Below are 22363 nucleotides of genomic sequence, written 5' to 3'. Positions count from 1 at the left end.
GCCTACCTCGCAACACAATTCAGCAACACAAGCAGAAACAAACTATTGATTTACAGTAATTTAATGATCGTTGCGTCGATTGTCTGGCCCAATGCCTGCGCTTGTTGGGCATGTTGCCGGGCTTCAGCCGTGTGGCCTGACCGCAGCAGGGCATAGCAGGCGTACATATGAGCGGGGCCGTTGGCGGGGTCCTGGGCAATGGCCTTCTGGCAGGTGGCGGCGGCTTCTGGATATTGGCGGTTTTGCAGGTACGTTGCGCCCAGGTTGGTCAGAAACTGGGCATTTGTAGGCTGACGCGCAATGGCTTTCTGATAATAGGTGGTGGCTTTGGCATACTGCTGATTGGCAAAATAAGCCGACCCCAGGTTGACCAGCGTGTTCAGGTACGTTGAATCGAGGCGATAAGCGTGTTCCAGGTACGTTATGGCGGCGACGGGCTGGTTTTTACCCACCAAAGCGGTGCCTTTTATGGTCAGGGCCACCGTGTTTTCAGGGTTCTGGGTCAATAGAAAATCGGCGTCGGCTTCAGCCTCGGCGGGGCGGTTTAGCCTGGATAACAGGTAAGCCCGATTGGCCCGGAAAAGGGGCTTTGGGTCGGCCTGAACAGCCGCGTCGTAGTCGGCAAGGGCTTCTTCCAGTCGATTCGCCTGTTCATAGAAAAGCGCCCGGTTGCTGTAGGCGGTAGCCGAAAAGGGTTGAGTTTTCAGCACGTCGGTCCAGAGTGTTTCTGAGTTTTTCCAGATGGCCGTTCGCTGAACGGTGAGCCAGGCAAACGCAACAGAGAAAACGGCGGCGATGGCAAGCCCCGCCTGTTTCCAGGTACGTCCATACGTGCTGAATGCGCCAGGCTGGGTACGTTGGTACAGACTGTCGATGGTCATAGCAATGGCAAAAAACAACCCGATGTAGGCGATGTAGGTGTAGCGATCGGCGTAGGCCGCGCTACCCACGGCTTTAATAAGTTGAAGGGTCAGTACCAGATTGACGATGAAAAAAGCGAGCCCGAAAAACCATAGTGCGGAGCGCCGGTAGAGCCAGACCAGACTGCTCACCACAGCGACACTCAATAGGGTATAGACCAGAAATACGGTCGGAAACGGCGTGCCAGCGCCCGGTCGCCCGTAAAGCGCCGATAGATTGACGGGCCAGATGAACTTCAGCAGGTAGTTGATGAACGCGTAGCCACCAAGCTGGGTACGTTCCCAAACGCTATACGCCTCATTAATTGCCTGCGCCGACGCCTGAGACTGGAGGGTGATATAGGCGAAGTAACCACTTAAGGCGAAAAAGATGAGCGTTGAGGTTAATTGCTTAATGGATAGATTTTTATGGTACCAATAAGTGAGTAAGACGAGTACGACGGGTAGAATAACGGCGGCTGGCTTAGCCATATTAGCGAGTAATCCGCAGAGCAGACTCAGACCAACGAACAGCCATTTCTTACTTTTCAGAAACTGCCAATAGGCGATGAGCGAGAGCAGAAAGAAAAAGCCGTAGAGCACATCTTTCCGCTCGGCCAGCCACGCCACTGACTCTACATGCATGGGGTGAATACCAAACCACAACGCCACCAGAAACGCCACCAGTGACCGTCCGCTGGAGAGTTGCCAGCATAGGCCAAACACCAGCCCCACGTTCAGGATGTGCAGCAGCAGGCTGGTGCGGTGAAACTGTTCGGGTGAGGTGCGGCCCAGCGCATAGTCCAGGCTAAGCGATAGCATGGTGAGCGGGTGAAGGTTGCCGGAAATAATGGTGGTAAAATAGGCGGATAATGGCGTTTTGCTGAAGTCAAGCAGCGGATTATTGGTCAGGTAATCAGGATCGTCCCAGTTGGTAAGGCCATTGCGCAGCGAAGGCAGGTACAGCCCCGCCGTGATCAGCATGGCAGCAGCCATGTACCAGTACCAGGTTACTTTTTCAGCAGAATAAGCGGTTGCCCGAACAGGAGCCGATACGGGCGGTGAGGCCGGTTTGGGGGATGAAGGACGAGGGGCTGTTCGGGTCTTCATGAAGTATGGATGGGTTTGCTTATCACCAACAAGTTACGTGCCAATACCAGTTTACGCTAAGGTGATATAACTATACGGTATGTTGAGCAGTTGAATGAATGGCTTTGTCTCTTGCTCCACTTATGAAAACGATTCTCTTCCCAACCGATTTATTCGACCAGTCGTCGACCACACTATCGTACCTGCACTTGATGGCTGAGGCCTGGCAGGCTCGTGTGATTCTAATGCACGTATATCAACCAGTAATTGCCGATACGTCGCTTCCTACGTTTGCCGACCCTGGAATCGGCTCGCTGGCCACGCTCGACCTGGAAACGATCAGCCAGAAGCACCTGAACACGCTTGTCGAGAAGTTCCGTAGTGAAGGCTTGGATGCAGTGGGTGAATGGCGGGTTGGCGATATCGAAAACAGCATCGTCGATGCGGCCCGCGAGTATAAACCGGATCTGCTGATTACGCAGCGCAGTACCATCGCGAGTTTCTTCGACCGTATGATTGGCAGTGCTGCCGATGATGTTGCCCGACAGGCTCCGTGTCCGGTCCTGTTTATTCCCAATAGTGAATTGGTGGCTGGTCTGCCATCGGTTGCGTTCCGGTCGGTGGCGTATGTGTTGCAGCAAAACATTACCCAGCAGATGGTGACCGACCAAACTGCCGCGTTTGTCGACGCGTTTGATGCACACCTGACAGTGATTACGGCCGACCAGATCGATGAAAATAAACCCGATCTGTTTGTGATCCAGCGAAAGGAAACCGGGTTCCTGGGTGGCCTGATGGGCACCGACCCCACCGAAAAGCTATTAACATCAGCCACCGTGCCGGTGCTGGTGTATCATGAGGCGGAATGATTTTTAAAGGTTTAACGTTCAAAGTCGCTCTGCTATACCACCGTTTATTGGGTATAGCAGAGCGACTTTGAACGTTAGACCTTGAACGTTAAACCTTTAAACCTGCTCTGCTTCTACCTGCGCCAGTGGCTTCAGGTTGGCGGGGATTTCGAACTCCACGGCGTCGTGGGGGACTACTTCCAGGATTGGCGTGAGGTTGATGTCGGTGATTTCAACGGGCACCAGCATCGAACTCAGGTTGTCGACCAGCCGTTGGTGCGCTTCGCGGAGGTTAGACCCGTTGATGAGCATCGTGTTCAGCACTTTTTTGGCCCGGCCCTTGTCGTCTTCGGTCATGTAGTACGTCTTACATTTATACCAGTTGTCGCCGCCTTCAATGTGAAAAACGTCGCTCAGGCGCATGGGCCGGATGGCCGTGATCTCGAAGTCGGGCGTATTGTCGGCTACGATTCGGTACAAACGGGCTTCGGCATCGGTATACGAAACGGCGTCGATCAGGTACGTTTCGTTGATGGTTTTAAGTTTGGGCGCTTCCGCTGAGCCCTCGTTGCGAGTATCAACGGCGGCAGAATCGTCGGTTTGCTGGTAGCGTATTTTGCCGATAAACCAGGTTGGCATGAGTCAATTATCAGTTAACAGTGATCAATTATCAATGACCAATTAACAATGATCAATGGCTTGGCTCAGGTGCAACCTGCCCCGAAAGACAAGGCTCTCTGGAGAAGCCACTGATAATTGATCATTGATAATTGATCATTGTAAAGGTACTCAATCCCGGTCTTTAGTCTGCGTGATTCGGCTGAGACCACTGGTCTTTTTCGATAGGTTTATGACCTCGCCAAGTGTAGCCCGGCTGGCTCCCGATGCGTTTACATCGGCCTTGTCGACGCGTATCTGGCTGGCCTGCAAACGGCTGGCTCCCGAAAGGGTCGACGTTAGCTGGAAGACCTTTCCGCGCAGTACAGCCCTGGAGGCACCGGTCTGATCGGTGGTAATCGATTTGGCCGTGGTGCGCACAAAAGCCTTGCTGGTGCCCGACAGATCGAGGGTCAGGTCGGTCAGGTTGTCGAACTCCGTAAGGCGGGCCTCGGTCTTGCCCAGTAGGCGCACTACCCGCACCGTGGGCAGGGTGATCGTGAGGCCAATCCGTTCATCGTCATCAGGATTGTTGGCGTTATCACGCTGCTCGATGCGCAGATTACCATCTTCGTTGCTGACGGTCACCCTGTTCAGCCCTTCTTCGCTACCGTCGCCATCGACTTTGAACGTACTTCCTTTCTGAAAACGCACCCCAAAGTTACCTGAGATGGCCACGCTCGTAGGAGCGGCTGCAGCATTGGTCGCACTGGTTGAGGCAGATAATAATGACCGGGTTAACTCGCCGTTTGTATCCACGTCCACGTCGTCCTGACTATCGTCTTCGTCATCCCCGTCGTTCCGGTCATTATCGGCGTCGAGCGTGCGGTCAAAACCGACGCCGGTTAGGCCTGTGGTGGTGAATTGCCACAGGTTTTGGGGCATGCCTTCCAGCTCTTTATCATCGAACCGGTTGGTAATGTAGCGACCAAATTCCGGCGTCATGCGGAACGATTTTCCGTAGGGAACGTACACGCGAAGGTGTAACTCCTGATTACGGAAACGGACATCATCGGGCAGCCCGAACTCATCTTTAAATGTCAGCAGTGAATCGTTGGCGACAACCGAGTAGGTGATTTCCTTCGCGTTTGTCTCGGCCTGCTCTCGATTACGGCCCCGTGCCGATGCTTCCTGAATCACCTTGATATCGGGTCCGTTGTAGCCTAGTAGTTCAATCTGTGGCCGTGTACGGAATTCGTTATCGTTATCTATGTTGTCTATGGCGAATGTAGGCGTGCCGGTTGGACGCAGGATCACCGATGTTTCTACTTTACCACGCCGATTGAATTCGCCCACGATCTGCGGCACCGTTGTGGCCAGGATGACGCCGCTGATAACCCAGGCAGCCAGCATAGACAGCACGGTATTACCCGACAGGAACGATTTGCGGGTGATCACGATCAGGCCGGTCAGGGTAAGGGCAAGGCTGGGCAGGAAGCCGAAAACGAAGCCTGCCAACAGGGTGATGAAACTGGCGTCTTCCCGCAGCAGCGAGAGTGGAATGCCGTTGCTATCACCGAAACTGGTGCCCGCCAGAATGCCGATGCCAGCGCCAAGTACGGTTAAGCAGGCAATGATGAGGCTGAAACCAACAAACATCAGTAGCAGGCCGAACAGGATACGGATCACACTGCCGAGTCCACCGAGGGTTTTGCCAAACAGGCGGCCCAGGGCTTTGAAAATGGCGGCAATAGCCCGGAACGGGAAGAGCAGTAATTGTGTCAGGCCACTTTCGGGGGCTGTTTCAGCCACGTTCAAGCTGCTTTTTACGCTGCTTTCGATATTGCTGAGCGTAATAGGCTTGCCCGTCATCTCCATTTTTTCGGTCAGGCTGCGGGCTTCGGGGGCCACCATCCAGATCACGATGTAGGCCAGAATACCAAAGCCAGCCACAAACACACTGGCTACCATGGCGATGCGGATGATGCTGATGTCGACGCCGAAGTAGGCGGCCAGGCCCGACGCTACCCCACCCAGTACTTTATTGTCGGGGTTGCGGTAAAATTTGCGGATACCCTTTTCTTCTTCCAGGGTTGAATCGCCCGGCAGAAAGGCCCAAAGCAGGATATAGGCAATGACGGTGACACCTGACAGTGAGCCGAAAAAGCGGCCATCGTGGAACAGGCCGTTGCCCAGCGCCGGGAAGCCGATCACGAGTGTAACGAACAGCACGCGCATCCAGACGGGGTCGATTCGGAAGTAGTGAGCCAGACCGGCTGCTACACCGCCCAGCGTTTTCTGGCGCAGGTCGCGGGCCAGTTTGCGCCCGCCGTAGCTATACGATGACTGCGATTTGCCCGTTGCGGCGTCGCGCTCATAGGCATACTCATACTTACCGCTTTTGAAATTGTAGCTCGTGCCGGGCGGGGGAGGTGTTTCGGTTTTGGCCGTACCAGGTACGTCGGTGCCGGGTACGTTGGTCCGCGACTGGCCGGGATTAGTTTTGGCCCGGCTGCCGCCCGTTACAATAACTTCTTCATTTTCAACGGCTTCAAAATCGGCTACGGTGCCCATTTTGGCAATCAGTCCGTTAACGTCTTCGAGCGTTACGGCCTGGCGGGCGGGCGTTTTTTCGTCGCCTTTCAGGTTTTGGAGGAGCTTCTCGGCAATGCGGTTTTCGATATCCGTGACAATCTCCTGACTGTCGTCGTAGGTCGAAAAATACTGCTGAATAGACTGGAGATACCCTTTCAGTTTCTCGTAGCCATCTTCTTCAATATGGAAGATCACCCCGCTGATGTTGATGCTGATGGTCTTTTTCATGGTTGTTAACTGGGGCTTATTGATCTTGTTTAGGTTCAGGCGCCGATTCGGGCATGACAATGTCGACCGAGCTGGCCGACGCAGCAGGCGTGTCTGTTTCTGTTGCTGGCGTTACGCTTACCACCGCAACTGCCGCAGGTGGTGCGGGCAGCACGTCGACGGCTGTTTGAATGGGCGGCGCCACACTGCTTCCGTTGGTTTGGGCGCGGTTTACGATCAGCATCACCGAGTCTGACAGTTCCTGCCAGGTTTCATTCAGCGATTCTAACGAATTTCGACCTAATTCGGTGAGCATATAATACTTACGGGGTGGCCCCGACGTCGATTCTACCCATTTATAATCGAGTAGGCCGGCGTTTTTCAGGCGTGTCAGTAGGGGATAAAGCGTGCCCTCGACCACCATAATGCGGGCAGAGGTTAGCTCATCGAGCATATCGGAGGCGTAAATTTCGCCCCTCGATATGATGTGCAGAATGCAAAATTCCAGAATGCCTTTTCGCATCTGGACCTGCGCGTTTTCAATATTCATGAGCCGTAGTGGGTCATAGGTCAATGGATAAGACAAATATAGTATAAGGTACTTTGTGATGCAAGGTACTTGACTGATACTAGTAGTATTTAAGTATGAATGGCGAATAATCGGGGTTGAACTGCGGGCTACCTAGTCACGCGAAACGAAAACTTGTAACTTGTCGCTGTTTTGTCCAATCCGTCGCATGAGACTACCCATCTACTCGTACTTGTTTATCCTGCTATTCAGTTTCACGGCGAAAGCCCAGAAAACCGTGTTCGGTACTGAATGGATTAATTATCAGCAGACCTACTACAAAATTCCGGTCGCACAGAAGGGCCTGTACCGCATTACGGCCAATGACCTGCAAAAAGCAGGGTTACCGCTGACGGGCCTTAACCCCAAAACGCTGCAACTTTTTCACCGGGGCGTTGAACAGGCCATTCTGGTAGAAGGCGAAGCCGACGGTAAATTCGACACGGCCGATTACATTGAATTCATTGGGAAGGGCAACGATGGCACGCAGGATTCGGCCCTGTACCGCCCGGCGTCGGCGCAGCCTCATCCGTATTACAGCCTCTATTCCGACACCACCGCCTACTTTCTGACTACCCGCCTCGACGGGTTGCCGGGTAAGCGCATGACCAGTTACACGGATCTTGACGCGGCTGCGCTAACGCCCCAGCCGTATATCTGGGCGGAGGAGTTGCGCGTGTTCACGGACCAGTACCCCGCCGGGAATATTTACCCGATCGGAGCCGGGTACAGCAATGGAGCGATCCTGACGGCGTATGATGTGGGTGAGGGCTGGATGAGCAACAGCATCAAAGCACAGACGCGCTACGAACAAGCCATTACGCTGACAAAAGTGCTGAGTACCAGCCTGGCCACGCCCACACTGACGATGCAGTATATTGGCCGGACGCCCACGGCCCATTCCGTGCAGGTGCAGGTAGGGCAGAGCGCCCGCCCCCGAACGCTCGACATGGTTAAAAGTGTCAACTACGACCCTTACACGCTGACGATTCCATTATCGGCAACGGATGTGGCCGATGGGGGCCGGGTAATTTGCAGCCTGAGCCCGCAAGTGCCGGATGAAGAAGTGTCGATGGCTTACCTGCGCGCCGAGTATCCGCACCAGACCGATCTGGCCGGCTACTCGTATCGGGAGTTTAAAACGAATGCAGCCACGGGTGGGCGGGCACTGCTGCGCCTGACCAGCGTGCCCATAACCGGGCGAGTGTTCGATATCACAACACCGGGGCAAACATCGGTGCTGTCAGGTACGTTGGTAGCCAGCACCTTAACGAGCGGCACCTGGACCAGCGTCGTTCGGGAGGCTTCGGTGCCGCGTAACCTGCTGATGGTCAGTACTTCGCTGCCGGTGTTGGGGATGCAGCGGGTTGCGTTTCGAAACATCAATCCGGCCAAAGCCAGCTTCCTGATCGTGACTCATCCGGCCCTGCGCGCGCCTACCGTTGCCTCGCCCGACGCCGTGGCGGAGTATGCCGCGTACCGGGCCTCGAAAGCAGGCGGCAGCTACGATACGCTGACTGTAACGATCAACCAGTTATTCAATCAGTTCAGTTACGGCGAGCGAAATGCGGTGGCCATCCGGCGGTTTATCGATTACATCAGCCGCAACGGGTCGCCCAGGGCACTGCTGCTGGTTGGGCAGTCACGCGACCCGCAGGGCGTTCGGAAAAATCCGCTGGCCAGTAGCCTCGACATGGTGCCCAGCGGCGGGTGGCCGGGTTCTGATCTGGCCCTGGTGACTGGGTTGAATGGTCGGCCCGAGTATGTGCCGGCCGTGGCGGTTGGTCGCCTCAACGTCACCCAGCCGCAGCAGGTACTCGATTACCTGAACAAAGTAAAAGAACATGAATCGGCGGCCAGTACGGCGTTGTGGCGCAAGAAAATGCTGCACCTTAGTGGCGGCCGCTCGGCGTATGAACTGAATCTGTTTCGCGCCTTCGTTGATGAGTTTGCCACCGATATTACCCGTAAGTACGTCAGTGCCTCGGTAGAAACAGTGTCTAAACGTACGGATGATCCGGTTGAAAATATTCCGATCGTTGATCAGGTAAATAAAGGAATCGGCATGATCTCCATGTTCGGGCATTCGAGCCTCGACGTGGCCGATATCGACATTGGGTACGTGAGCAACGACCGGCTGGGTTACCGGAACAAAGGCCGCTACCCGTTGTTGCTGGCCAACGGCTGTGCATCGGGTAACTTCTATTTTGGGCCTAAAACGTTTGTGTCTGACTGGGTGCTCACGCCCGATCGAGGGGCCATTCTGGCCCTGGCGCATACGTATAACGGCTTTGCCAGCGCATTGAAGACCTACACGGACAACCTCTACAGCGTAATGACCGACAGTACCTGGTACGCCAAACCGTTCGGCGATATTCAGGTCGAAGCCATTCGGCGGTACATGCTGGTCAATAATTCGATTTATGACAAAACGAATGCTGAACAGATTACCCTTCAGGGCGACCCGGCGGTGCGGCTGTTTCCATTCAGTCGGCCCGATCTGACGTTTTCTGATGGCGGTATTCGCGTAGTGGCACAACCCAACTCGGTATCGCTTACGGCGGTGGTCCTGAACCTGGGGCGGGGCATGAGTCAGCGGCCTGAAGTGCGGGTGCGCCAATACGCCGCCAGTGGGCAGCTATTACAGGAAACGCGGCAACCGGTAAACGCGGCCACTTACTCTGATACGCTACGGATTTCGCTGCCCGTAACGACGCTGGCAGGTACGTTCTTCGAGTTCTACGCCGATGCCGATGCCCGCTTTGACGAAGAGCGGAAAGACAATAACGTGTTGCAGGTCAAGAGCGACGGTCAACTGGCGAACTTACCTTTCGACGTGGACAATACGGCCCCGGTTGTGGAGGTGGCCTTTGATGGACGGCGCATCCTGAACGATGCGTTTGTGGCCCCACAACCGATGATCAGCGTGTTGATTGCCGATGAGAATACGCGCCTGTTCCGCACTGACCCAACCGGGCTGGAGCTGTATCTGCAACGCCCCTGTGCTCAGCAGCCCTGTGCATTCGAGAAGTTGACGGTGTTGGCCAGCAATGCCACCTGGAGCAACACTGGCGGTACGTTCCGGCTGAACTACCGGCCTGCGCAACCCCTGCCCGACGGCGTGTATACGCTGGAAGTGTACGGCTCTGACCTTAGCGGCAACCGGGCTCAACCCTACGCCATTCGGTTTGTGGTGAAGCAGGAAGCTGTTGTTCAGGCTATTACGGTAGCGCCAAACCCATTTGCGTACCAAACCACGATCAGGTACGTGCTCACGGGCAGCCAGACGCCGCAGCCCGTTACGCTGCACCTATTCGATCTGGCGGGGCGTGAGGTGCGGACGATCCAGCTACAAACGGTGGTGGGCACCAACGAATTTGTCTGGGATGGCACCAACGATACCGGTACGCCAATGGCGGCGGGTTCGTACCTGTACCGGCTCGATATTCCCGGTTACGATGCCTTTGCCGACACGGCGAAAAAGCAATTGACAGGCCGCATTATTTTAGCCCGATGAAATCGGATGATGGCTGGCTGGTGGCGCTGTGGTTGCTGATCAGCATCGTGATCGGCTGGCTGAGCTACGTTAATCCGACGCATTTTGTGAGCCCCGACTCCACCTACTACCTGTCGTTTGCGGGTTTGCTGGTCGGGCTCGATGGAGATCAGTACGGCCACGTTTCGGCCGGGTGGGAAGGCACCTTTCCGCTTGGTTATCCGCTACTTGTAGGTACGTTGGCAAAGGGTACAGGTACGTCGTTGCTGGTGGCGTCGAAGCTGTTGAACATATTGTTGACGGGTGTTTTCCTCTTCATCTGGCGGCAACGGATCGGTGCCCGCCGTGCGGTGTGGGTTGGCTCGGTGCTGTTGCTTGGCGGGTTCCTGCGGCTGCTGATTTACACTTGGTCTGAATGGGCGTTTCTGATTCTCCTGCTGGAATGGGTCTGGTTTATCAGCCAGGCCGAGCCCACCGCATCAACCCCGGCCAGCCGATTCAGGTACGTTGCCTATCTGCTGTTGCTGACGGTGGGCCTGTTTCTGCTCAGGTACGTTGGTGGGTACGTGGTGGGCGTGTATGGCTTGCTGGCGCTGGGTACATACCGGCGCGTTGGCTGGGAAATGGGCCGGCAGCGAATTTGGCCCGATCTGGCGTATGGCCTCGTTTCAGTTGCCTTCATGATTGGTTATTTCTACCTGAACAGTCTGCTGACGCCTTCCGCCTATGGCGGTGATCGGTTCTATGAAACGGCAGAAACGATGGGCGACAAACTCTACCTGATCGCCGTTGCCCTGATCAACGAATTGCTCCTCCTGCGCGACTACATTCCCGGCGAACCGGTCTTGCTGGTCCTGATCGGGATCATTCTGCAGCTCGGGTTGGTTCGCTGGATCTGGCCGGGGCTAAAGCAACAACGCGCTACCCTGCCCGACTGGGGTGAACGTGAACGCTCTGTTTGGCGAGTACTGCTGCTGTCGGCCGGTACGTACCTGGCTATCCTATTCATCATGCGGCTTTTCAGCCCGTTCAACGGCCCCAATGCCCGCCTGATGGCACCCGTTATGTTTCCGCTGCTGGTATTGGCCGCGTTCTGGATCAGCCGGTGGAACAACATGCTGGCCCGGCGGCAATTGGGCCGCTGGTGGGCCGTGCTGCTGCTCTGCTCGTGGCTGCAACTACTCCCACAGGCCGACTTATGGGAGAAGTTGCAGCATATACTGAGCCGGTAACCGGGAAACTGGTTGCCGTTATAACTGCTTCGGTTCGTCGCCCGAAAGGGGGGATGGTTTGGGGTGATTTCTATAGAACGGATTGGGGTCAAAACGGCCCTCGTAAAGCGGGTCGGTCAGGTAGTCGAGCTTGCGCGAGAACAGGGAGGTACCGTCCATCATCAGTAGTTGTTGGTCTTTGGGTAACTGCCTGATCTGGTTGACGGGTACACCGGTAATCTCCTCAATCTTACGGGCGATCTGGTAATTCTTACAGCCGAAAAACTGGAGTAGTCCGCAGTTGTTGATCAACGTCTGCCAGTCGTACGGGTAGTTCGATTCGAGTTGTTGAAAATCCTGCCAGATGGTCCAGCATTTGAGGCCGTACCCCCGGCACAGGGTAATGATGCTGTAGAGGTACGAAAAGTGGCCTAGCTGACCGGCTTCGTCGAGGACGAACAGCGTCTGCAGGTCGGGAATCACGTCGCGGCTGGTAATGGTTTTCAGCAACACACCGATCCACAGTTTCAATAACGAGCGGTGCGACACCAGCTTGTCGGGCGGAACGATGATGTAGATCGACATGGGTTTGCCCTCCCGGAACTCGTTAAGCGAAAAGCTGGATGTGCTGGTTGCTTTCAATACATCTTCACTCAGAAACGCCGACATATAGGCGTGGGCCGTGGCCAGCACGCTGGGCCGGGTGTTCTGATCGGGCATGGCCAGAATCGCCGCAATCTGGTGATAGGTCGATTTTGGAATCTGCTTGCCGTGCGTATCCAGAATAACGGCCAGCGAATAGACCAGATCATCGGAAAACAGCAGTTCCCGAACGGCGGCTAACGTGCGCTCTTCAGGTGGTTTTATAGAAGCAACGTACCCAATGATGCCGGCAAGCAGCATACAGGCGGTCAAATCCCAGAAAGGTTCTTTCGTGCCCCGGTTGCCCTGCGCAAATAATTCAGACATTAGCTGCGCCTCCGTTTCAATATCGATATTGGGCAAACCGAACACATCCATTATGTTGAACGAATCGATGTTGTCGGCGCCAAACGGATTAAGACAAATCACCTGCTGACCCATCTCACGCCGCGCACGGGCCGTTACCTGGTAGTTTTCGCCTTTGGGGTCGAGCACCACCACCGAACCTGGGTACGTTAGCAACGTTGGAATAACCACGCTGCGCCCTTTGCCCGTGCCGGTAGGAGCCACCGTCATCAGGTGAGCCGTACCGTCGTAGATAATAGACTGCGTGGGTGGAACCCCGGCAGTAACACCAGCAGACTTATAAGACCGGAACCCCCTGACTTCGTGGACCGAAGACGTATGGAGGGTGCTGTCGGAGTGGTAACCGACGTGTACTGAGGCTGAATCCTGTGACATGCTATGGGGGAGGGTAACTCAATGGGGCGGTGGAGAAATAGCCGACCCGACTGAGCAGATGAGTAGCCACAAGATAGACAGGCTCAATGGTTATTTTCCATAAGTTCGGTGAATGATTTTACTGTTTTTGAACATCCCCATTCTAGTACCTTTGTAACGCGTTTTCTTCAGATTATCAGTGTACAAACCGAAGGGAAACGCAGTATATCCCGATCAATCAATGGCATCTTCACTACTCGGCCTCCGAACGGCTATCTACGCCGCTCCCAATCTTGATCAGGCAAAAGCCTGGTACGCTACTTTCCTGGGTATAGCCCCTTACTTTGACGAACCATTCTACGTTGGCTTCAACGTGGGCGGGTATGAACTGGGGCTGGACCCCGACCTGACCCCGGCTCAGGGAACGCCGGTTAGCTACTGGGGCGTGACAGATTTACAGGCAACCTGGCAGACACTACTGGCCCAGGGAGCTACTGCGCTCAGCGAACCGCAGGACGTAGGCGGCGGCATTCTGGTTGCCACCGTAGCCGATCCGTTCGGAAACACGCTGGGCATTATCCAAAATCCTCATTTCAAGGCTGAATAAGGGTGTTGTTACCTTCCAATGGTGAGCGCTTTCAGCGCGAGGAGCCAGGCAATCAGGGTCAGCGCGTTGCGGAGGTAGTTTAAGCGTACCCAGGAAGTTACCAGCCGGGAAACGCTGGCGGCCGGTAATTGACCTGCTTTCTGAAGCTTGATGGCGGTTGGAATGAAGAAAGCGAAGGTGCCTGTACGCTCGGCAAGGGTCAGTAATGCCGCGCTAAGCCACCAATCATGCACAGGGTCTGGAGACTGCCAGGCAGCGAAGATATTGGCCAGGGTAAGTAAGGTGAGCGGTCCGGTTGTAACGAAGCCCCAGAACGTGCGACCCGTTTCGATAGTGTGCATCGCTTCTGTATTGACTCGATACGTGAGGTCCGGCGATCGGAGAAACCAAAGTGGTAAAACGATACGTGTTTCGTAGAGCCCGGCCCCGAAGGCAGTACCCAGATTCAGGATAAATAGCGCCAGCAGAAGTTCGGTTAGCTGATTCATTGCGTCTGTAAAAAGCGACCTCAGATGTGGTCATGTTTGATTACAGGCTCAAACCTAGCGGGTTACCCAACGCAATGCTGCCAAATGGGAGTCAACCAGCCGACGGCCGCGATAAACAGGCCAAACGAAACGACGAATTTGGTCATTGACTGTCGTTAGGATTCGCCGTCGTTAAAATGACTAGCTACGGTAACGTAGAAAAATCAATCGGGGGGGGCTGATGCTGCGCAGGCCTGGTGAACGTTGCGTTCAGGGGCGTGTTGACGTCGAAGAAGCCGCAGTTTCTGAGGAAGAAACGGCCGTTGGTCAGGCCACCGGCGTAGTCCATGCGGTAGGCTTTCCGGGCCGTATTGTCGCCGGTGAACCGCATCGTAGTCAGTTCGTGCCACTGCCCTTTGTTGCTACGTACCCACTGATTCGAGAAGCCAGCTTCGCGCTGTATGTTGCCTGTTTCCGGCTCGAAGTTTTCCAGAAACGAGTGAAGTGATTTAAGATACGTTTTGGTTTTAGGTCGTTTGAAACTGGCAATCAGTTGCCAGACAGTTGCATTGGGCGTCCTGAAATAAGCGGTATAGGCCGTGTAGCCGTCGGCTTCGGACTGGGCATGTAGCAAAAATGCATAGGTCTGTCCCGCCTGCCAGTTGTACCGCAGAAAGCTCTGTCCACCCGCGCCTTCGTTGCCAAACTCGTTGGTGGTAACGCCCGGTCCTTTGCGCACCAGCCGGATTTTCTGATCATCAGGAATTTGCTTTGGATCGTCGGTCTGAAACGGGCTCCACACTGAGAAAAGGATACGCCGCTCGGTGGTTGAGTTGACCTGCATGCCAAAATAACCTTCGCCAAAGCCAGTAGCCATGTAGTAGGAACCGATCACGTCGTTACCGATTGGCACCGTGACTTCATTATAAAACCACTCGGCTTCTACCCCGGCTGGCATCGGGTAGTTCAGGTGAACCGAAGGCCCGCGCCTGCCCCAGTAGAAGAAGTTACCGTCATTGGTTCGCACAAAGGCCGTTTGCTCATCGACAGCTTCACCGCTGAGGCCGAAATCGGTGGCTTCCGCATAAACCCGACCCGTTTTGGCAAGCCCCTGCAAGCGGATTTTAACGTACCCCGGTTTGGCAATGTTCCACTCACCAAGGGCGTAGCTGGTCAGGATATCTCCCTGAACATCAATCTCTTTTGACTGGTCGAGCACTGTAACCCGTATCCGGCTTTTACCCGAAGGTACACGTAGATTGATGGATAGTGCCAACGTACCTGGCTGTTCAAAGCGCACGTAGGTGTCTATCGTACATGACGAACTAGACCAGTTACTCAGCCCCTCTTTCGAGATTCTGGCCGGTTTCCCTGTCGTACTTGTGGCCCAACTGTTACCACCAATCGGCACGCTGACCGGATTTGGCCCCGGTCCGGCAAATGGTGTAGGGGATGGCGTAACTACCCCGAAGACGGTTACGAGCAGGCAACTGATCGGGAGCCAGTTTGTCAATAGAGTAGCCATTATTGGTTTCGTCAGTATGTTGTGTGTCAGTGTGTATTGCGTTGCGAACGCACCATCAGCAGCATACGCTATTTATGGTGTTTCAATAGCCAGCTATAGATCGCTTTCTCATCGTACAGATACAGAAGATCATGGCCTGTACTAACTAGTTTAGTGAACCGCACCTTTCCCTGGCAGGCGTTGAGGCGGCGCACCAGGCGGGCGGTTTCATCGAACGGAACCTGATCGTCGGCGGTGCCGTGGAAAGTCCACACAGGTACGTTCCTGATCTGGCAGATTTGAGTCGAATCGTCGCAGCCGCCACAAAGGGGTGCAATGGCCGCAAACGTGTTGGGCCGGGCTACGGCGGTTTGCCAGGCACCATACCCGCCCATACTGACACCCGTGAGGTACACCCGCTTCGGGTCGATTCGGTACGTTGTGGTCAGTTCGATATACAGAGAATCGAACCAGTTGTCGGTCGACCAGTATTTCCCTTCCGGGCATTGGGGTGAGGCAATCAGGCAATTAAACTGCCGACCCTGCGCAACGGCATGCGGCGGGCCGTACTGATTGAGCCTGCTCAGGTCGTTGCCCCGATGCGAGCCGCCATGTAGGTAGATGATGAGTGGGTAGGTGGCCTTGCTTTTCGGGTACGATGCAGGTACGTATAACTGGTAGGCGTAACGCGCAGCGGGTTTGGCTGGCTGTAGAGTTTGGGCAAAGGTTGGCAAGCAAGAAAAAATGCTTGCGAAGTAGAGGAGATAAAGTTGGATAGGGCGCATCGGAGCAGTGATCGGGTGCAAAGATGCCAGATAGCAACCGGTTTGTAATGGTCAGGGAGTTATACTATATCTCCAGGATATGGCATAACTCCCTGACCATTACAACCGGGCCAGTTTTTGGGCCAGTAATTTTTGCTCGGCCAGCGACGAAGTCAGATGTAAGGCCTGCTGGTAGTGATGGCGGGCCGCATCGGGCTCAGCGTTCCGTTCGTATAGATCGCCCAGAACAGCGTGGTAGTAAACGGTTTGGTCCAGTCCGTTCAGCCCGGTTACCTCCGAAATTGCCGCTGCCGGGCCAGCCACTTCGGCCAGAGCTACGGCCCGGTGCAGCGCCACTACCGGCGACGGTTTGTAGGCAAGTAGCAAGTCGTAATAATGTAGTACGGTTGGCCAGTTGGTGGCGGCGTAGGAGGGGGCGCTGCTATGAAGCATGGCAATGCCGGCCTCCAGATGGTAGTCGCTGGGCGTGTTTCCCTGGGCCGACCGGTTCAGGTACGTATGCCCTTTCCGAATGAGCAGGTGGTTCCAGCGACTCCGGTCCTGATCTGGCAGTAGCACAATGGCACCCTGCTCGTCGATGCGGGCCTCGAAGCGGGCGGCCTGAAAACACATTAGTGCCATCAGCGCATCAACGGCGGGCGTGTGCGTATGTGGCGTTTCGGTCAGCAGCAAGGTCAGTCGCATGGCTTCCTCGCACAGGTCCTGCCGGATAAGTGCCTCGGGCTGTGACGAATTATAGCCTTCGTTGAAGAGCAGATAGACACTTTTCAACACCGCACCGAGGCGGGGAGCCAGGTACGTTCCGGTGGGGACTTCGAGTTGAATACCATCCTGCCTGATCTTCTCTTTAGCCCGGTAAATCCGTTTCGTGATGGTGTCGCTGCTGGTCAGAAAGGCACTGGCAATCTCCTGAACACTCAGGCCGCAAAGGATTTTGAGACACATGGCCAACTGCGATTCGGGCGCAATGGCCGGATGGCAGATGGCGAACAGCATGCGTAACTGGCTGTCGGTGACGGCTTCATCGAAGAAAAGTTGTTGGGCCATAGCCTCGGTAGCGTCCTGCTGGTGCAGATAATCCGCCTCTGCACCGATTTGTCGGAACCTGTTTTCTCGCCGAACAACATCCAGCGCCCTGTTTTTCGCCACCCGATACAGCCAGGCACGTGGATTGTCGGGAATGCCCTGAAACGGCCAGCTTTGCAGCGCCTGCACCATAGTATCATGCACAATGTCTTCGGCCAGATCGAGCCGGTCGAAACCCAGGGTACACGCCAGCACCGACGTCATCCGACCTGCTTCGTGGCGAAACAGATGCGCAACTAACTGGCCGGGTTCATTCGGTGCTGGCATGGACTGGCTTGGGGTGATTTACCCGAAATTAACGACCGGCCGCACTTCGACCGAACCATCTTCGGTGTCGAATATGGGGCATCCTTTGGCTAGTTCAACGGCCTCATCGACGCTGGCTGCCGTAACCAGCGTGTAGCCGCCAATAATCTCTTTTCCTTCCGTAAATGGCCCGTCCGTAACCACCTGCCCGCCATTTGTCATCACCTTGCCAAACGGCATCAGGGATTCGCCGCCGACCATCTTATGCTGCGCCGCAATGCCACCGATCCACTGATTCCATTTCTGAATTTCGGCCTGCATATCCTCTGGCGACTGTTGTTGGTAAGCCGTTGCCTGTGAGACAGGCCAGTGAAAGATGAGCATGAATTTTTCCATGATAACTGGTTTGTTTGGGTGAAAATTACCTGATTTCGCCACTAAGACGAACAGCCTCCCCCAAATCGGACAACGTACCTGAAAAAAGTTTTTGCTGCTAATCACCTTCAGCAATAAACGGTTCAGTAATGATCTATTGCTGAATCTGCTGTAGCGCTTTCCCGGTCAGGCGAAGTTTAACGGTTGGGTCGGTAACGATGGATAAGCCCTGCTGAAAATTAGTGTATTGAAACAAACGTGAACTGTCACGGGCAGTAATAGCGCCTTTCACCAGACTGTTGGTCGAGTCACGAAGGACCAGTTGATTTCGTCCAGACAATAGGGCTGTCAATTGGTTAAACCGAACGTGTTCAACCAGGGTCGTGCCACCTTTACCACGCTGCGTAAGCGTCAATCCGTCGCCTTTGAACTCGTGAATCTGGCAGTTTGCATTGATCGTAGAAACTGCCTGAAGTAGCGGCAACTGCACAACAAACTGCGGATTATGCCACTCGTCATCCTCGTCGTCTACTCTGAAAGACCACCCTTCTGCGGGGTTTACGTGCAGAAACAGGGTGTCTCGCTCAACCCGGTAGGAGTAGGTTGATTTTTTCCACGGGTTAATTGTATCGGCAAGCAAACGGGTACTATTGCCCGGTTCAATCTGGACTACTGCCGCTGATGGGCCGGTGATCTGTACGGCGTGAAAAGTAGATAACGGCTTCTTTTGCCAGCGCGAATACTTGTCTGATTTATCGATCGAATCGAACTGATGACGAATGGAGATGGCCGCGCCAAACATGGCAATGATCAGGGCAAGGGCCAGCCCCAGCAGAAGTTTAATGCTGGTTTTCATGAGGCAGAAGCGGGTTGGAACGCGTTGAAACGAGATTCGATTTCAGCCATGCTGATGCCCAGCAGGGTCATGGTGCGGAAAAGGCTGGGCAGTTCGATGTCGAGAAACCGGGCGCGGCGCATGGCCTTTACCCGCTCCGGGGCATCGTCGGCGGCGTAGTAGCCCATGCCGCGCTTGTTGAACAGAATGCCCTGCTGCTGTAAAAAATCGAAGGCCCGCATGGCGGTGTTGGGATTCACTTCCAGCGACGAGCCGAGGTCGCGTACCGACGGAATACGCTCGCCGGGGGGCCAGGCCTGCTGGAGAATCTGCTCGCAGACATAATCGGCGATTTGCAGATAGATGGGTTGTTTATCGTTGAATTCCATGTAGTTACCGTTCTATTTCGTTAAACCGGACGCGGGCAATAACCCAAAGCCCGAGTAACGTACCTGCGTAAGCACCGTACTTTAGCCAGTCTGGCGGAGCTAATAACTCATAGTTGCTCTTGGACGTGTGAACGGCGATGTTGTAAAAAGGTAGTGCTGTACCTACCCCCTGCCCGGTAGATTGCAGACCGACTATCCAGTGGTACATAAACAGCAGGCCAATCGCTAAAATCAACACTGCACCCACGTTTCGAATCAACACCCCTCGCCGAAAGAAGAAGCTACCTATTAACGAGATAGCTAGGCTGGTAAAGAGAAAATAGGGAGTGAGAAACAGAAGTTCTCTGTCATCATCGGCCGAGTAGTTATAAATCAGTGATGACACATACCGGTCAGTTATGTTAGCTGGCAACTGGCTATTAGCTATATTGAAAACAATGGCCTCATACCCGAAGTAGGCAACACTCAGCGACAATAAAGCAATGACACAATACAGAGTACCCAGCCAGAACTTCTCTGTTCGTGAGGCCGGAATCATGAGGTAAGCAATAGCTGATTCCTGTCGGAACAAGGCACTAAACACGTCGCTGCCTATGCTAAACGTGACGATGAGTGACAAAAAATTAAAATAAACGATATCGTTCCGCTGTACCCCTAACGGGAAAAACATGCCCGTTTCTGAAAAAACTTGCGATGGAACCAGGATAACGATTGGTATCAGAGCCAACGCGGCTATACTATACGTTCGGCTTTTGGTGGCCCAGAACCAGCGGTTCAGTCGGGCGAAACGAGAGAAGGAAAAGGTCTGGTTCATGGTTTTGGGGCAGAAAAAAGCGTTTTCATGCGTTGCGGGTTGCTGATAGCGGCGTTGAATAGCCGTTCCAGATCAATAGGTGTGTCGTCGGTTGGGTCGTTGTTTTCCAGCACCACGGCATTCCCGCGCAGGCTGGGTTCGGCATACAGCGCGTTGGCTGGTACGTCGCGGCCGAGCAGTTCGAAGCGCAGGCGTTGGCTTACCCGTTCGAGCGGGGCGTTGATTAGCAGCTCGTGGTCATTGATCACCACAACGGAGTCGATCAGCGAGTCGAGGTCACGTACCTGGTGGGTGGAAATGATAATCAGCCGGTCGTCGGTGAGGGCGGCGGATACTACTTTTCGGAACTGACTTTTCGAGGGTATATCGAGGCCGTTGGTTGGTTCGTCCATCAGCAACACGCTCGTGTTGGTAGCCAGGCCGAAGCTGATCAGCACCTTTTTGCGCTGCCCCAGCGACAGATCCGCCAGCTTATCAATAGTGGCGGGAAGCTGAAACGACTTCAGGTAGTGGCGAAACTGGGCGTCGCTGAACTTCGGGTAGAAAGCGCCCATCGTGGTAACGTACCTGGAGAGCGTCATCGACGGTGTGTCGATCTCTTCGGGCAGAAAGAAAACGGTCTCCAGAAAAGCCGGTTCCCGTTGGCTGGGCTCGTGGTTATTCACCCGAATCTGGCCATCGGTCGGGAAGAGGAGCCCCGCTATCAGCCGCATCAGGCTCGACTTGCCCGCTCCATTCGAGCCCAGTAAACCATAGATTCGCCCCGGCTCCAGATGTAGACTCAGGTCCTGCAATACCGGTGGCTTCCGGCCGTAGCAGAAGGTGAGGTTAGTTAGGTTGATCATTGCTATAGTGTATTATATAACTAATACACTACAATAGTATAAGTTTAGGTCGAACTAACAATAAGTCTGGGCAATTTTTTTTCGGAACGCATTATTTCCCGACTATCTTTTTCGCCTTTGCTTCCTGGATGAGCTGCAGGTTGGCGTTTTCGGGGTGACGGTTCCCAACTGGCTTATAAAAAAGCAGATGCGCCGACATAGCTAACAGATTGATAAACAAAGCAAGGTGGTTGATATATGGCGGGTGCAGTTATTTCGCCATCTTAGCCGGGCATTTCTGACTCCTTCCTCCATGAATTATCGCTCCCGTGTACTGTCTTTCCTGTCAGTGCTCTCTATTATTACCTACATCGACCGGACAGGTATATCGCTCGTAGCGGCCGACATGAAACGGGATCTGCATATCGAAAACGACGCCTGGGGCTGGGTATTGAGTGCTTTTGCGCTCGCCTATGCCACCTTCGAGATGCCAACGGGTGCCCTCGGCGACCGGCTTGGCCCGCGTCGGGTGCTCACGCGGGTGGTGGGCTGGTGGTCGGCGTTTACCATCCTGACGGGCACCGCTACGAGTTGGCTGTACCTGGTTATCGTTCGGTTTCTGTTCGGCATGGGCGAGGCCGGTGCCTATCCAAACGCGTCGATCGTGGTGTCGCGCTGGTTTCCGCGTCAGGAAACGGGTCGGGCACAGGCGTTTATCTGGGCGGCTGGCCGGGTTGGCGGCGTACTGGCTCCGTGGATCGTGATTCCGATCTCAACGTATTATGGCTGGCGGGCGGCCTTCTTCGCGATGGGGCTGCTTGGGGTACTCTGGGCTATTTACTGGTTTGTCTGGTTTCGCGACTTTCCGCACGAGCAACCTGACGTACCTGCCGACGAACGGGCGCATATCGAAGAAAATCGCTGGTTCAAGATCAAATCGCACCATATTCCGTGGCGGGCCATTTTCCGAAGCACCAACATGTGGGCCATCATGCTGATGTTCCATTTCTACATGTATGGCGCGTATTTCTTCACCGGCTGGCTACCAACGTACCTGAAAGAGGGACGGCATTTCGACAAAACCCAGATGCAGTTGTTTGCCACACTTCCCTTTGTGCTGGGCGCTATCGGGTGCTTCACCGGCGGCTTTGCCAGCGATTGGCTGGCCAAACGCTACGGGCTGAAAGTGGGCCGCAGAGCGGTGGGTATCGTGGGCATGGGGCTGTCGAGCATCAGCATTTTCCTGTCGGCAAGCACCAGCGATAACCAGACAGCGGCGATATTGCTGGCAATGGGTATGGGCTTCAAAGACCTGACCTTACCCGTTTCGTTTGCTGTTTGCAACGATGTGGGCCGCAGCCAGTCGGGCGTGATATCGGGAGCCATGAACACGTTCGGGCAGATGGGAGCCGTTTTCCTGGGCGTACTCTTCGGCTACATCGTGAAAGCAACCGGCGATTTCAACGATCCGCTGTTCATGATTTCCGGCCTGTTATTATGCAGTTGCCTGCTCTGGCTGCGCATCGACCCAACGGAAGAAGTAGTGATTTAGCGCAGAA

At 54.7% G+C, this 22363-nt stretch carries 19 protein-coding genes; 5 read left to right on the top strand and 14 right to left on the bottom strand.

The window, feature by feature from the left end:
- Window positions 1-50 precede the first annotated feature (50 nt).
- The gene (locus ACFE8Q_RS09275) at window positions 51-2009 is read right to left on the bottom strand and encodes a tetratricopeptide repeat protein (protein ID WP_375445088.1); all 1959 of its coding nucleotides are present in this window, start codon (window positions 2007-2009) and stop codon (window positions 51-53) included.
- 122 nt (window positions 2010-2131) lie between these two features.
- Here ACFE8Q_RS09275 and ACFE8Q_RS09270 point away from each other — a divergent pair, with 122 nt between their 5' ends.
- Entirely contained in the window at window positions 2132-2857 is a 726-nt protein-coding gene (locus ACFE8Q_RS09270; protein WP_375445087.1) for a universal stress protein, read from the top strand.
- Between the two features lie 96 nt (window positions 2858-2953).
- Here ACFE8Q_RS09270 and ACFE8Q_RS09265 read toward each other — a convergent pair whose 3' ends face one another.
- From ACFE8Q_RS09265 to ACFE8Q_RS09255, 3 genes are all read right to left on the bottom strand, one after another.
- A complete protein-coding gene (locus ACFE8Q_RS09265) occupies window positions 2954-3475 on the bottom strand; it encodes a DUF4494 domain-containing protein (protein WP_375445086.1) in 522 nt (173 codons plus the stop codon).
- Between the two features lie 150 nt (window positions 3476-3625).
- On the bottom strand, window positions 3626-6256 hold the full coding sequence (locus ACFE8Q_RS09260) for a PspC domain-containing protein (RefSeq protein WP_375445085.1): 2631 nt from the start codon (window positions 6254-6256) through the stop codon (window positions 3626-3628).
- Between the two features lie 16 nt (window positions 6257-6272).
- Window positions 6273-6785 carry a PadR family transcriptional regulator gene (locus ACFE8Q_RS09255; protein ID WP_375445084.1) on the bottom strand — a complete coding sequence of 171 codons (513 nt, stop codon included), beginning with the start codon at window positions 6783-6785 and terminating at the stop codon, window positions 6273-6275.
- A gap of 187 nt (window positions 6786-6972) precedes the next feature.
- Between ACFE8Q_RS09255 and ACFE8Q_RS09250 the strand changes: the two genes are divergently transcribed.
- Complete coding sequence (locus ACFE8Q_RS09250) at window positions 6973-10320, top strand: C25 family cysteine peptidase (RefSeq protein ID WP_375445083.1); 3348 nt, start codon at window positions 6973-6975, stop codon at window positions 10318-10320.
- Complete coding sequence (locus tag ACFE8Q_RS09245; RefSeq protein WP_375445082.1) at window positions 10317-11531, top strand: hypothetical protein; 1215 nt, start codon at window positions 10317-10319, stop codon at window positions 11529-11531. Before ACFE8Q_RS09250 ends, ACFE8Q_RS09245 begins: the two co-directional genes overlap by 4 nt.
- Before the next feature lie 18 nt (window positions 11532-11549).
- Here the strand turns inward: ACFE8Q_RS09245 and ACFE8Q_RS09240 are convergent, their stop codons facing one another.
- A complete protein-coding gene (locus tag ACFE8Q_RS09240) occupies window positions 11550-12893 on the bottom strand; it encodes a type IV secretory system conjugative DNA transfer family protein (RefSeq protein WP_375445081.1) in 1344 nt (447 codons plus the stop codon).
- Between the two features lie 220 nt (window positions 12894-13113).
- On the opposite strand from ACFE8Q_RS09240, the gene ACFE8Q_RS09235 reads away from it, so the two are divergent.
- Window positions 13114-13479 (top strand): VOC family protein, encoded by a 366-nt coding sequence (locus tag ACFE8Q_RS09235; protein WP_375445080.1) that lies wholly within the window; start codon window positions 13114-13116, stop codon window positions 13477-13479.
- 8 nt (window positions 13480-13487) lie between these two features.
- Here ACFE8Q_RS09235 and ACFE8Q_RS09230 read toward each other — a convergent pair whose 3' ends face one another.
- The 9 genes from ACFE8Q_RS09230 to ACFE8Q_RS09190 all read right to left on the bottom strand — a co-directional run bounded on the left by ACFE8Q_RS09230 (window position 13488) and on the right by ACFE8Q_RS09190 (window position 20825).
- Window positions 13488-13967: an anthrone oxygenase family protein gene (locus tag ACFE8Q_RS09230; protein ID WP_375445079.1), complete on the bottom strand. Its 480-nt coding sequence runs from the start codon at window positions 13965-13967 to the stop codon at window positions 13488-13490.
- Window positions 13968-14151: 184 nt separating this feature from the next.
- Entirely contained in the window at window positions 14152-15471 is a 1320-nt protein-coding gene (locus tag ACFE8Q_RS09225; RefSeq protein ID WP_375445078.1) for a DUF3472 domain-containing protein, read from the bottom strand.
- Window positions 15472-15539: 68 nt separating this feature from the next.
- On the bottom strand, window positions 15540-16235 hold the full coding sequence (locus ACFE8Q_RS09220) for an alpha/beta hydrolase-fold protein (RefSeq protein ID WP_375445077.1): 696 nt from the start codon (window positions 16233-16235) through the stop codon (window positions 15540-15542).
- 99 nt (window positions 16236-16334) lie between these two features.
- Window positions 16335-17588 carry an RNA polymerase sigma factor gene (locus tag ACFE8Q_RS09215; RefSeq protein WP_375445076.1) on the bottom strand — a complete coding sequence of 418 codons (1254 nt, stop codon included), beginning with the start codon at window positions 17586-17588 and terminating at the stop codon, window positions 16335-16337.
- Between the two features lie 18 nt (window positions 17589-17606).
- Window positions 17607-17963, bottom strand: a complete 357-nt coding sequence (locus tag ACFE8Q_RS09210; RefSeq protein WP_375445075.1) for a YciI family protein — start codon at window positions 17961-17963, stop codon at window positions 17607-17609.
- A 133-nt stretch (window positions 17964-18096) separates the two neighbouring features.
- Window positions 18097-18798 carry a hypothetical protein gene (locus ACFE8Q_RS09205; RefSeq protein ID WP_375445074.1) on the bottom strand — a complete coding sequence of 234 codons (702 nt, stop codon included), beginning with the start codon at window positions 18796-18798 and terminating at the stop codon, window positions 18097-18099.
- Entirely contained in the window at window positions 18795-19166 is a 372-nt protein-coding gene (locus ACFE8Q_RS09200) for a GntR family transcriptional regulator (RefSeq protein ID WP_375445073.1), read from the bottom strand. Before ACFE8Q_RS09200 ends, ACFE8Q_RS09205 begins: the two co-directional genes overlap by 4 nt.
- A gap of 4 nt (window positions 19167-19170) precedes the next feature.
- A complete protein-coding gene (locus tag ACFE8Q_RS09195; protein ID WP_375445072.1) occupies window positions 19171-19980 on the bottom strand; it encodes a hypothetical protein in 810 nt (269 codons plus the stop codon).
- Window positions 19977-20825 carry an ATP-binding cassette domain-containing protein gene (locus ACFE8Q_RS09190; protein ID WP_375445071.1) on the bottom strand — a complete coding sequence of 283 codons (849 nt, stop codon included), beginning with the start codon at window positions 20823-20825 and terminating at the stop codon, window positions 19977-19979. The genes ACFE8Q_RS09195 and ACFE8Q_RS09190 overlap by 4 nt, the downstream gene beginning before the upstream one ends.
- A gap of 292 nt (window positions 20826-21117) precedes the next feature.
- Here ACFE8Q_RS09190 and ACFE8Q_RS09185 point away from each other — a divergent pair, with 292 nt between their 5' ends.
- The gene (locus tag ACFE8Q_RS09185) at window positions 21118-22356 is read left to right on the top strand and encodes an MFS transporter (protein WP_375445070.1); all 1239 of its coding nucleotides are present in this window, start codon (window positions 21118-21120) and stop codon (window positions 22354-22356) included.
- Window positions 22357-22363: the final 7 nt, after the last annotated feature.

The organism is uncultured Fibrella sp. (genome assembly GCF_964250085.1).
Taxonomy (GTDB): Bacteria; Bacteroidota; Bacteroidia; order Cytophagales; family Spirosomataceae; genus Fibrella.
This window is presented reverse-complemented; position numbering and strand designations above follow the sequence as displayed.